Below are 12232 nucleotides of genomic sequence, written 5' to 3'. Positions count from 1 at the left end.
AACTATCCTACCACGCGCAGGGCCCGGTGCCGGAGCTGGCATGATCGTGCCGGCTACTCCCCGCGTACGATCTTGCGGAGCCGTTCCAGCCTGGCGGCAATATCCCGTTCAGCGCCGTTATTGGTTGGCTGGTAATAGTCCTTACCCACAAGGTCATCCGGCGGATATTGCTGGGTTGCCACACCGTGCGGTTCGTCGTGTGCGTACTTGTAGCTCTTGCCGTGGCCCAACTGCTTGGCGCCGGGGTAGTGCGCGTCACGCAAATGCATGGGAATGCCGCCACCAAAACCGGCACGAACATCGGCCACCGCTTTGTTCAAACCCATGTAGGCGGCATTGGACTTGGGCGCTGTGGCCAGGTGGACCACGGCTTCGGCTAAAACAATGCGCCCCTCCGGCATGCCGATCAACTGCACTGCTTGCGCCGCAGCCACTGCGGTCTGCAACGCCGAGGGATCGGCCATGCCGATATCCTCGGCTGCGGAGATCACGATCCGCCTCGCCACGAACCTCGGGTCCTCCCCGGCCTCGAGCATGCGTGCCAAATAGTGCAAGGCAGCATCCACGTCGGAACCCCGGATGGACTTGATGAACGCACTGGCCACATCGTAGTGCTGGTCGCCGGCACGGTCGTAGCGAACGGCGGCAGCATCCAATGCGCGCTCGGTGTGACGGAGTTCCACCAGCACCGGCGCGTCAGGCGGGCCATCGTTCGCGAGTCCGGGTTCGCCGTCGTCAGCGCCTTTTTCCCCCTCGACTGCTGTTGGGGCGTCGACCGAAGTATCGACGGCGGCAGAGTCACCGAAGGCGACTCCGGCAGCTGCTTCCAGTGCTGTCAGCGCCCGTCGGGCATCACCTCCGGATAGCCGAACCAAGTGGTCCAATGCCTCAGGACTAAGCTCCACACGACCGGCCAGGCCGCGGGCGTCGGCCACTGCCCTCTGGAGCAGACCCGAAATGTCGTCATCGGTGAGCGGCTTGAGGGTGAGAAGGAGTGAGCGTGACAGGAGCGGCGACACTACGGAGAAGGACGGATTTTCCGTGGTTGCAGCTACCAGTACAACCCAGCGGTTCTCGACACCGGGCAGCAGTGCATCCTGTTGGGCCTTGTTAAAGCGATGAATCTCGTCGAGGAAGAGAACCGTGGTTTTCTTGTACAGGTCCCGGGCCGTCAAGGCCTCGTCCATGACGCGCCGAACGTCCTTGACCCCGGCGGTGATTGCCGACAACTCAACGAACTTACGCCCGGGTCCTCGCGCGATCACGTGGGCGAGCGTGGTCTTCCCTGTTCCGGGAGGCCCCCAAAGGATCACCGAGCTGGGACCCGCCGGGCCGGCAGCCTCAGCACCCGCTGCCAGTTGCCGCAAAGGTGAACCTTGCCCCAGCAGATGCTGCTGCCCCACCACCTCGTCCAGCGACCGGGGACGCATTCTTACCGCCAGTGGACTGCGTTGGGAAGCCATCCAATGAGCATCGGAGGGGCCCCCTGACGCGGACAGATCCTCCGACTCGTCGTCGTCAACTGCACCCGCACCAAAGAGATCTTCCACATGGATAGGCTACTCATAGTTTCAGCAAAGGAGACATTGACGTGGATCGCCGAGCATCTGCCCCGCACCAGCCTTCCGGCAGGCGGACTGCTTTGGTGCCCGCAGCCAGGTTGCAGGGTTGGGCCGACCGGTTCGCGGCCAGCCACGGCGCCGTTGTTGAAGACCTCGACGACGGTGGGCTGCTCCTGCGGGCAGCCGACGGTGCGACTGCAACGTTGAAGGCCCCTTGGCCGGCTGACGGACGTCCGGGACGGGGAGGAACGGAGCTGGAACGCCTGGCTTCGCTTGCGAACCAGGAACGGGGGCTTGGCTTGCTCCTTGTTCGCAGGGGCGGCTACGCCATAGCTGCTGCCAGCGGTTCCACGATCCTGGCTTCGAAGAGTGGCAGTCGCTTCCTCGAAGCCAAGGCCACAGCAGAACAGGCCTTCCGAATCTTCAACGAACACCGAATCGAGTACATCGTCCCTGGCGGCGACCGCGTCCTGGTGGATCAGCTTCTTGCCCAGCCGTTACTCAAAGCCGTAGCAGGACGAACCCGCTTAGCCTTCCTGGACATTCAAGGGCCCAAGACTGCCGTGCTGGCGAAGGCGGCTGCCGACGCCTGCTCCGTGCGCATCACAGTGACTGATCCGCCCTCCTAGCAGCCGCTGGACGCACGTCTCAGGGGTGCCTGCCGATACAGGTAAGTGCCGTAGTCGGCGAAGCCAGCTTGTGAGTAAAGTAGCTGCGCTCCACGATTGGCCTCAGTGACAAGTAGCCAGAATCCCTTGAGATCCCGCTGGGTCCCGGCATTCAACAATGCAGTCAGCGCCGCCGTGCCGTATCCGCGCCTGCGGTGCCCGGCCGACGTCGCCATGCTGTAGATGCCGCCCCAACCGTCCACCAAGGCGAGACGCCCGACGGCGGCGGGCACGCCGTCGTCGTCCCTCACCATTGCGTACAGGGCCGGACAGCCGGTGAGGATCCTGCGAGCTACGGACTGCTCCGCGTCACCACCACGGCCGTCCACGGACCACCACACGTCCAGCCATTCTTGGGAGGGTTCCCCAGCCATCTCAACGTTCCGGCCCGAACTGCGGGCCGGCAGCCCGTCCATGCCGCGGACCATGATCCTTGTTGCCGATTGCCTCGTGAAGCGTTGCTCATCCAGGACAGCATTGAGTCCCGAGCTGCGGGAGTCATCGAACACCTGGAAGATTACGGGAAGGCGACGAAGGCGATACCACTGCGCCGCTGCACGCACGGATCGCGGCATGCCCGGGGTGCCGTGCGGGCCGCCCGAATTCCTGGGCCACACGGAATTGGCCCTCTGGGTCACTCCGCCCGAAGCACGGAGGACCCACTCCCCCGCATGTCCCAAGTCAAGGTTTTCGCGCTCAAGCGCAGGCCAGGCCTTGTCCATGAGCGATTCCAGAAGTGCTTGCTCCATCATTCGCGGCTCCTTTTGTGGCTGGAACGCAAAAAGCTCCCCACCTTAGTGAGGAGCCTTTTGGGCAGAAACTTATTCGGACGTCGTTTCCGGCTTGGCTGCGGGCTTGACCTCCGGTTTGAAGTCGACTCCCGCTTCCTTGCGCTGCTGCGGCGTGATCGGTGCCGGCGCCGCGGTCAGGGGGTCGTAGCCGTTGCCCGACTTAGGGAAGGCAATGACGTCGCGGATCGACTCGACGCCGGCCAACAAAGCAACAACACGGTCCCAGCCCAGTGCCATTCCGCCGTGCGGAGGTGCGCCGTACTTGAAACCTTCGAGCAGGAAGCCGAACTTGGTTTCGGCATCTTCCTTATCCAGGCCCATGAGCTGGAAGACGCGTTCCTGTACTTCGCGCTCATGGATACGGATTGAACCGCCGCCGATTTCGTTGCCGTTGCAGACGATGTCGTAGGCGTATGACAGCGCCGATTCGGGGTCCTTGTCGAAGGTGTCCAGGAACTCGGGCTTCGGCGAGGTGAAGGCGTGATGCACAGCCGTCCATTGCCCACCGCCCACTGCAACGTCACCGGAGGCGACAGCCGCGGCCGCGGGTTCGAACATGGGAGCGTCCACAATCCAGACGAAAGCCCAGTCCTTGGGGTCGATCAGGCCGGTGCGGTGACCGATTTCAACGCGGGCAGCACCGAGCAGGGCGCGGGCTGCGGACTTCTCGCCGGCAGCGAAGAAGATGCAGTCGCCGGGCTTGGCGCCAACAGCGTCCGCCAAGCCTTCGCGCTCGGCTTCTGTAAGGTTCTTGGCCACCGGGCCAGCCAACTCGCCGTCTTCCTTGAAGAGGACATAGGCCAGGCCCTTGTGACCGCGCTGCTTGGCAAATTCCTGCCACCCGTCCAAGGTACGGCGCGGCTGTGAAGCTCCACCGGGCATCACGACGGCACCCACGTACGGCGCCTTGAAGACACCGAAGTTGGTGTCCTTGAAGAACTCGGTGAGCTCAGTAAGTTCAACACCGAAACGCAGGTCCGGCTTGTCCGAGCCGTACTTGGCCATGGCGTCCAAGTACGTCATGCGACGGATCGGAGTGGGGATCTCGACGTCGATCAGCTGCCACAAGGCCTTGACGATCGCCTCGCCGAGCTCGATGACGTCATCCTGGTCCACGAAGCTGGCTTCGATGTCCAGCTGCGTGAATTCGGGCTGGCGGTCCGCGCGGAAATCCTCATCGCGGTAGCAGCGGGCAATCTGGTAGTACTTCTCGAAGCCGCCCACTTGGAGGAGCTGCTTGAAAAGCTGCGGCGACTGCGGGAGGGCGTACCAGGAACCGGGCGCCAGACGGGCCGGGACCACGAAGTCACGGGCGCCTTCCGGCGTCGAACGCGTCAGCGTGGGGGTTTCGATTTCGACGTAGCCCCGCTGGTGCAGAAGTTCGCGTGCCACACGGTTCGCCTCGGAGCGCAGGCGCATGTTGCGGGCGGGGCCGGGGCGGCGGAGGTCAAGGTAGCGGTGCTTAAGACGGGCTTCCTCGCCAACCTCCACGTGTTCGTCGATCTGGAACGGCAGGGGTTCGGAGGTGTTGAGGATGACCACCTTGTCCGCGATGACCTCGATCTCGCCCGTAGCTAACGCAGGGTTCTCATTGCCTTCAGGACGCTTGTTGACAGTACCTGTCACCTGCAGGACGTACTCGTTCCGCAAGCCGTGGAAGACCTCTTCCTCACGGACTACCACCTGGGCTACACCGGACGCATCGCGCAGGTCGACGAATGCAACGCCACCGTGATCACGGCGGCGCCCCACCCAGCCGGCCAGGGTAACGGTTTGTCCAATGTGCTCGGAGCGAAGAGATCCGAGGTCATGTGTGCGCAGCACAGCATTCCTTTCAGCATGAAATATAAGGGGACCGTTGCAAAGACGATCCCGTCCGAGTTTACCCGCCCTGGCCACAGCTCATGCGACGAGGACGGAACAATAGATGGTGCTTAGCCCGCGGTGGTGACGCGGACGTACAAATCCTCTTCAGCGGGCGTCCAGCTGGCGGGATCGGCGTCAACCTGCTCGCCTGAACGGATGTCCTTGACCTGGTGATTGCCGTCGTCGTCGGTGAACCATACGAAGGGGATGCCACGGCGATCAGCGAACTTGATCTGCTTTCCGAACTTCTCGGCCTTGGCCGCCACTTCCGTGGCAATCCCCCGGCCCCGCAACTGGGCTGCGATGTCCTGCGCCGCGGACCAGCTGTCGTCAGAGTTCAGGGCAACCAGGACCGCCGTGGGCACGGAACGCGACGCTGTGGCCAGTTCCTGGCTGAGGATGCGGGAAACAAGCCGCGTCACGCCAATGGAAAGTCCGACGCCGGGGAACTTGCGGTTGCCTTTGCTGGCCAGTGCGTCGTAGCGGCCACCGGAACAAATGGAACCCAGCTGCTCGTGTCCAACCAGCACCGTCTCAACAACAGTCCCCGTGTAGTAATCCAGGCCGCGGGCGATGCTGAGGTCTGCCACTACCTTGCCGGGAGCGCGCTGGACTGCCGCCTGAATGACCTGCTCGAGCTCATTGAGGCCCTCTTCAAGGAGATCATCCTTCACTCCGAGTGCGCGGACCTGGTCCACGAATGAAGTGTCTTCCGTACGGATGGTGGCCAATTCAAGGGCGAGGCCGGCCTGTTCATCAGTAGCCCCAAGCTCGCTCTTCAACAGACCGGCCACCTTCGCGGCGCCGATCTTTTCCAGTTTGTCGATGCTACGCAGCACACCGGCCGTGTCCGTCAGTCCAATGCCGCGATAGAAGCCCTCGGCCAGCTTGCGGTTGTTGATCCGCAGCCTGAAGTCCGGGATCGGCAGGGCGCTGAGGGCTTCAGCGATGACCAGCGCGATTTCGACGTCGTAACGGAACGGCAGTTCGCCGTCTCCCACAACATCGATGTCTGCCTGGGTGAACTCACGTGCCCGGCCTTCCTGCGGCCGCTCGCCCCGCCAGACTTTCTGGATCTGGTACCGGCGGAAGGGAAATGCCAGGTAGCCGGCGTTTTCCACTACGTAGCGGGCGAACGGGACAGTCAGGTCAAAGTGGAGGGCCAAGGCGTTCGGGTCAGCCTTGTCGGGTTGGGTCTGCTTCTCAGCCTCGCCCTCATCGTCCTGGAGCCTGCTCAGGCCATAGACCTCTTTGTCTATTTCTCCCTTGCGGAGCAACTGGCCCACTGTTTCAACGGCGCGGGTCTCAATGGAAGAAAAACCGTGCAGTTCAAAGGTCTTCCGGAGCGTATCCAGAACATGGAGCTCCACCAACCGCTCCTGGGGAAGCCACTCGGGGAATCCGGACAGGGAGGCGGTACGTGCCATGGTGGAAAAGTCTCCTCGAAGAAAGCTGACGCTGGCATTGCACCGCAGCTTTAAACACCCTTTCGGCGTTTACAGGGCGGGCGTCCAGCCGGTCATGCATAAACTATGTGCGGCAGCCAGTTTATGCTTTCCGCGCGTGCACATCTAATGCAGCATGCCCGGTTCCTGTCGGCAGCCACCGAAAGTGGACACAATCAGGAGGACTCTTGGCAACAAGGTCGCGGGATGACCGTGAAGCGAAACGGCGCATCAGGCAGATGGAAGCCAAGCGTGCCCTGCGGCAGGAACAGGGCAAGCGACGCAAACGTGACAACACCATCGCCGTGAGTGCAGCTGCCGCAGCCGTGGTTCTGGCCGCCGTGCTGCAACTAACGGTCTTTGGCTCCAACCCCACCGAGGCCGAGTTCGCAGCCGCGGAGGCGGGGCTCAGTTCGCCGTCGGCGTCCCCATCCGCCTCCAACAGCGCCGACATTCCCAGCCCGGACACGGCCGCTGGAAAGACGTTCACTGGCGAGCTCGCGCTGAACAGCGGCGTTGTTGGCGTAGAGCTCAACGGAACTGCCGCCCCACAAGCTGCTGCCGTCTTCAAGTCCCTGAGCGACGCCGGCTACTACAACGGAGCATTCTGCCACCGGCTGACAACGTCCGAAACGTTTGGGCTCCTCCAATGCGGAGCCAAATCCGAAGACGGCTCGGACGACGCAAATTATCGGTGGGGGCCGCTGGAAAATACCCCTGCAGACAACAAGTACCCTGCGGGAACGATTGCAGTTGCCCGCACCGGCAACGATGCCTACGGCAACGGCCACCAATTTTTCATCGTCTACAAAGACACCACCATTCCGGCTGATACCGCAGGCGGATACACCGTGGTGGGCAAGGTGACCAGTGGTCTGGACGTGGTCGCCAAGATCGCCGCGGCAGGCCTTAAACCCGGTGAAAACGCCAGCGACGGCGCCCCTGTGGCACCTGTCACGATAGACTCGTTTTCTCTGAAGTAACCAGCTCCAGGCCCGGCCTGCGGTGCATTACCTGAGCAGTTCCCTCCAAGCGAAAGACTTTTAGCGGTGACAGACAGTCAGAAATCCGACGAAACAGCAGTAGTGGCCAACCAAGACGCAGTCGAGGAAACCGGCACCAACGGTACCGAGGCACCAACTCCGGCCGAGCCCACTCCAGCCAACGAAGCAACTCCGGCTGCCGAATCAGGCCCGGTGGAAGCCACCCCAGCCGCCGACACAGCTACGGCTGCCGCGGAAACACCGGAAGAATCACCGTCAGCAGCGCCCGCAGCACCGGCCGCTCCTCGTCCGACGCCGTCCGCAGCGCCATCCCCCGCAGCCTTCGCGGCCCGCCCCAAGGCCCCTGCCGCCGTCGTACCTGCGGCCCCGGCGGTCTCCGCTGCCTCACTCGCCGAGGCAGCCAAATGGGGACGCGCTGAAGGTGATGGCCACGTCTTCCTGACGTTGGATGGTGAAGAGATCCCTGTGGGTCAGTACCCGGGTGTCAGCGCCGACGAGGCACTTGGCTACTTTGCCCGTAAGTTCGACGACATCATCGCGCAGGTGGTTCTCCTGGAACACCGCGTGGAGTCCAAGGCTCCTGCCACGGACATGCAGAAGACGGTCACGCACCTCCGTGAGCAACTCGCGGAGCGCAACATGGTGGGTGACATCCGTGCTGCTGAGGCCCGCTTGGACGTCCTGTCAGCCCAGATTGTAGAACTCGAGAAGTCCGAGAAGGCTGCCCACGAGGCGGTGCGCGCCAACGAACTCGCGGCGCGCGAAGCAATCGTTGCTGAAGCTGAGACCATTGCCGGCCAGGACCCCGCTCAGATTCAGTGGAAGACCTCAAGCGCGCGCATGAACGAGTTGTTTGAAACGTGGAAGGCCGCACAAAAGAGCGGGGTCAGGCTTGGCCGCAGCAACGAAGACGCACTCTGGAAGCGTTTCCGCTCTGCACGGACGGTTTTTGATCGTCACCGCCGCGCGTACTTCTCGCAGCTTGACAGCAACAACTCCGCTGCAAAGTCAGCCAAGGAGGCTTTGATCGCGGAGGCCGAGGCGCTTTCAACGTCTACCGACTGGGGATTCGCGGCCGGCGAGTACCGCAGGCTGATGGACCAGTGGAAGACAACTCCACGTGCAAGCCGCAAGGACGATGACGCACTCTGGGGCCGGTTCCGTGCCGCCCAGGACGTCTTCTTCAGCAACCGCCAGGCCGCCAACGAGCAAATCGACCAGGAGTACACTGCGAACCTGGCCGTCAAGGAACAGTTGGTGGCTGAGGCGCAGGCGCTCCTGCCCATCAACGATCTCAGCGCCGCCAAGAAGGCCCTTCAGTCCATCAGGGACCGTTGGGAAGATGCCGGCAAGGTTCCCCGCGCCGACATGGGCCGGATTGAGGCCGGGCTTCGCAAGGTCGAAGATGCGGTTCGTGAAGCCGAGGAAGAGAAGTGGCGCCGGAGCAACCCGGAAACCAAGGCCCGCACCAACAGCGCCTTGTCACAGCTTGAATCGGCCATTGCAGGTCTCAAGGACGATCTCGAGAAAGCCGAGAAGGCCGGCGACCAGCGCCGTATCAAGGCTGCCCGCGAGGCGCTGGAGGCCCGTCAGGCATGGCTTGACCAGATCCAGCGCTCGGCAAGCGACCTCGCCTAGAGACCCTGGCCAAGATCATTCTTGCAGGCTCCGTTCCGGTTATCCACATAACCGGAACGGAGCCTGTACTCGTAGGGCGGCCGCACGGAATGATCGATGAATGGTCCCCGCTGTCAACGCCCCGCATTTGCTGGAGCCGGTCATCTCCGAGCTCTACTCCCCGAGTCGCATCTTTACGTGGAACGAACTGCAAAGTATGGCGTTCGACGGCATCCTGCTGCCCCTGTACGGGAAGAGTTATGCCTCCCCCGGTGTGGCTGTTACCCACCGACTGAGAGCGCGCGCAGCGGCCCTCACCGTCCCGGAAAGAATCCGGACCAAGGTGGTCGCCGGCAGGCTCACAGCAGCATGGATCTACGGTTGCGCCAATCCGCCCGAGCACCTGTCCCTGCTCGTCGATTCAAAACATCGCATATCCAGCCTGCGGGGATCCACGCCATGCAGCCTTCATGAGGTCCGGCTGGGTCAGATGGATGTCGTCAGCCTCGGAGGAATGCTCGTCAGCAGCCCACTACGTACCGCGGCGGACATCGCCCTCCATGTCGAAGCCGATCGCGCTTTGCCGGCGTTGAAGCGACTTCTGGAACGCGAAGAACTTGGCATCAGGTTGCGGCTGCTCACCCTGGCCGTGGAGTCGGCTCCCCGGGTGCCACACAAGAAACGCGCCTTGGCAACACTGGGCCAGCTGGCTTCCCCACATCCGGGCTAGCTGCGGCGGCGGTTGCCAGTAGTCCTATACACGTCAAAGACGCCATCAATTCGGCGAACCGCGTTCAAGACGTGATGCAGGTACTTCGGATCGCCCATTTCGAAGGCAAACTTCGAGATCGCCACCCTGTCACTCGACGTATGAACCGACGCGGCCAGGATGTTCACGTGGTTCTCGGACAGGATACGGGTCACGTCGGACAGCAAGGACTTCCTGTCCAAAGCTTCCACCTGAATCTCCACGAGGAACACACTCGACTGGGTGGGTGCCCACTCAACCTCAACAATTCTGTCCGGCTGGTCACGAAGACCCGAGACATTGGTGCAGTCCGTCCGGTGGACGGAAACTCCTGATCCACGCGTTACGAAGCCCAGGATGGGGTCCGGGGGTACCGGGGTGCAGCACCGGGCCAGCTTGACCCAGACATCGCCGACGCCGCGCACAATGACACCCGAATCCGAGAACTTCGACTTCGCAACCTGGGTAGGAATACTGACTTCATCGAGGTCTTCATCGGGTGTTTCATGACCGCCCAAGTGCTCCACGAGCTTTTCCATGACGGACTGGGCCGAGGTGTGCCCATCGCCAACGCCCGCGTACAGCCCCGAGATGTCTACGTAGTGGAAGTCCTCCGCCACGGCAGACAAGGCGTCGTGCGTCATGAGCCGCTGCAAAGGCAGGTTCTGCTTCCGCATAGCCCGGGTCAACATGTCCTTGCCACGTTCAATGGCTTCTTCGCGGCGTTCCTTGGTGAACCATTGGCGGATCTTATTGCGTGCCCGCGCCGACTTGACGAAGTGCTGCCAGTCCTGGCTCGGGCCGGCGCCTTCCGCCTTGGAGGTGAAGATCTCTACCCAGTCGCCATGGTTCAGCTCGCTGTTGAGCGGAACCAACTTGCCATTGACGCGGGCACCTATGGTTCGGTGGCCCACCTCCGTGTGCACGGCGTACGCGAAGTCCACGGGGGTTGATCCGGCCGGAAGGGCCATGACTTCACCCTTGGGAGTGAAAACAAACACTTCCCGGGCATTGATCTCGTAGCGGAGCGAATCCAGGAACTCTCCGGGATCCGAGGTTTCCTGCTGCCAGTCCACCAGCGACCGCAGCCAGCCCATGTCCCCGTCACGCGGGCTGCCTGGGCCTTGTGCCGTCCGGTTGGGCTGGTCCTTGTACTTCCAGTGGGCTGCCACACCGTATTCTGCACGTCGATGCATTTCGTGGGTGCGGATCTGAATTTCCACAGGTTTACCGCCAGGGCCAATCACTGTTGTATGCAGGGATTGGTACATGTTGAACTTGGGCATCGCGATGTAGTCCTTGAACCTCCCCGGAAGGGGGTTCCACCGTGAATGCAACGTCCCCAAGGCTGCGTAACAGTCACGAACCGAATCAACCAGGACACGCACGCCCATGAGGTCGTTGATGTCGTCGAAGTCTTTATCCCGGACGATCATCTTCTGATAAATCGAGTAGTAGTGCTTGGGCCGTCCAGTGATGGTCGCCTTGATTCGTGCTGTACGAAGGTCATCCGCTATCTGGTTGCGGATGACGCTCAGGCTCTTTTCCCGCTCCGGGGTGCGGTCGCCCACCATGCGCACGATTTCCTCGTACACCTTGGGGTACAGCGCGGCGAAGGAGAGATCTTCCAGTTCCCACTTGATGGTGTTCATACCCAGGCGATGCGCCAACGGTGCGAAGATCTCCAGCGTTTCACGGGCCTTGCGTGATGACGATTCCGCGGAAACGAACCGCCAAGTGCGCGCGTTGTGGAGGCGGTCTGCCAGCTTGATCATCAGGACACGGATGTCCTTGGCCATCGCGACCACCATCTTGCGGACGGTTTCCGACTGCGCAGCTTCACCGAAACTGACTTTATCCAGCTTGGTGACACCATCCACCAACATGGCGACTTCGGGTCCAAAGTCGCGCGTCAGGTCAGCCAGCGTGTAGGGGGTGTCCTCAACGGTGTCGTGAAGCAACGCTGCTGCCAGGGTAGTCCCGGTCATGCCGAGTTCAGCCAGGATGGTGGCCACGGCCACGGGATGGGTGATGTACGGATCACCGCTCTTGCGCTTCTGCCCCTGGTGGCTCTGCTCCGCCACTGCGAAGGCGCGTTGAATCAGGTCGAAGTCCTCTTTGGGATTGTTCGCCCGAACCGTCCGCAACAGTGGCTCGAGAATCGGCGAGTACGGGGCGATGCCCCTTCCCGTCAGGCGGGCAAGCCGGGAACGTGTCCGCTCCCGCCGTCCCGGGAAGGTGGGACGCGCACCGGGAGCATCGACCGGAACCGCAGCCGCAGTTCGTCCGGGCACACTCGTTGCCGGAACTGCCACAGTCTTGCGGCCGTCATCCCCGCCCGCCGGTGGTGCCGACGTCGCACGTTCTTCCACAGAAGTACCCCTCACAACCGATTTAATTCTCCCAGTCTATTCCCGCAGGTGAATGCTTCTGCAACCGGGCAGCACATGACGATGACGCAGGCAAGTCAAAGAGCCGGCCTCCGCAGTGGTGCGGAGGCCGGCTCCCGGCGAAACAACGGTACTGAACAG

9 protein-coding genes are annotated in these 12232 nt (G+C 62.4%); 4 read left to right on the top strand and 5 right to left on the bottom strand.

Annotated elements, in window-relative coordinates:
• Positions 1 to 53: 53 nt before the first annotated feature.
• The gene (locus A477_RS0102930; protein WP_017197540.1) at positions 54 to 1550 is read right to left on the bottom strand and encodes a replication-associated recombination protein A; all 1497 of its coding nucleotides are present in this window, start codon (positions 1548 to 1550) and stop codon (positions 54 to 56) included.
• Between the two features lie 41 nt (positions 1551 to 1591).
• Between A477_RS0102930 and A477_RS0102925 the strand changes: the two genes are divergently transcribed.
• On the top strand, positions 1592 to 2191 hold the full coding sequence (locus A477_RS0102925; RefSeq protein ID WP_017197539.1) for a Vms1/Ankzf1 family peptidyl-tRNA hydrolase: 600 nt from the start codon (positions 1592 to 1594) through the stop codon (positions 2189 to 2191).
• Here A477_RS0102925 and A477_RS0102920 read toward each other — a convergent pair.
• The 3 genes from A477_RS0102920 to hisS form a co-directional block, all read right to left on the bottom strand.
• Positions 2188 to 2982, bottom strand: a complete 795-nt coding sequence (locus A477_RS0102920; RefSeq protein WP_017197538.1) for a GNAT family N-acetyltransferase — start codon at positions 2980 to 2982, stop codon at positions 2188 to 2190. The genes A477_RS0102925 and A477_RS0102920 overlap by 4 nt on opposite strands.
• A 69-nt stretch (positions 2983 to 3051) precedes the next feature.
• The gene (gene aspS, locus A477_RS0102915; RefSeq protein ID WP_026005309.1) at positions 3052 to 4845 is read right to left on the bottom strand and encodes an aspartate--tRNA ligase; all 1794 of its coding nucleotides are present in this window, start codon (positions 4843 to 4845) and stop codon (positions 3052 to 3054) included.
• A 110-nt stretch (positions 4846 to 4955) separates the two neighbouring features.
• Positions 4956 to 6314: a histidine--tRNA ligase gene (gene hisS, locus A477_RS0102910; RefSeq protein WP_017197536.1), complete on the bottom strand. Its 1359-nt coding sequence runs from the start codon at positions 6312 to 6314 to the stop codon at positions 4956 to 4958.
• Between the two features lie 206 nt (positions 6315 to 6520).
• Here hisS and A477_RS0102905 point away from each other — a divergent pair, with 206 nt between their 5' ends.
• The 3 genes from A477_RS0102905 to A477_RS0102895 all read left to right on the top strand — a co-directional run bounded on the left by A477_RS0102905 (position 6521) and on the right by A477_RS0102895 (position 9683).
• Positions 6521 to 7315, top strand: a complete 795-nt coding sequence (locus tag A477_RS0102905) for a peptidylprolyl isomerase (protein WP_026005308.1) — start codon at positions 6521 to 6523, stop codon at positions 7313 to 7315.
• A gap of 66 nt (positions 7316 to 7381) precedes the next feature.
• Entirely contained in the window at positions 7382 to 8974 is a 1593-nt protein-coding gene (locus tag A477_RS0102900; RefSeq protein WP_017197535.1) for a DUF349 domain-containing protein, read from the top strand.
• 100 nt (positions 8975 to 9074) lie between these two features.
• Positions 9075 to 9683, top strand: a complete 609-nt coding sequence (locus A477_RS0102895) for a hypothetical protein (protein ID WP_026005307.1) — start codon at positions 9075 to 9077, stop codon at positions 9681 to 9683.
• Here A477_RS0102895 and A477_RS0102890 read toward each other — a convergent pair.
• A complete protein-coding gene (locus A477_RS0102890) occupies positions 9680 to 12073 on the bottom strand; it encodes a RelA/SpoT family protein (RefSeq protein WP_017197534.1) in 2394 nt (797 codons plus the stop codon). The two genes, A477_RS0102895 and A477_RS0102890, sit on opposite strands and share 4 nt — an antisense overlap.
• Positions 12074 to 12232: the final 159 nt, after the last annotated feature.

This window comes from Arthrobacter sp. M2012083, from assembly GCF_000281065.1.
Taxonomy (GTDB): domain Bacteria; phylum Actinomycetota; class Actinomycetes; order Actinomycetales; family Micrococcaceae; genus Arthrobacter.
This window is presented reverse-complemented; position numbering and strand designations above follow the sequence as displayed.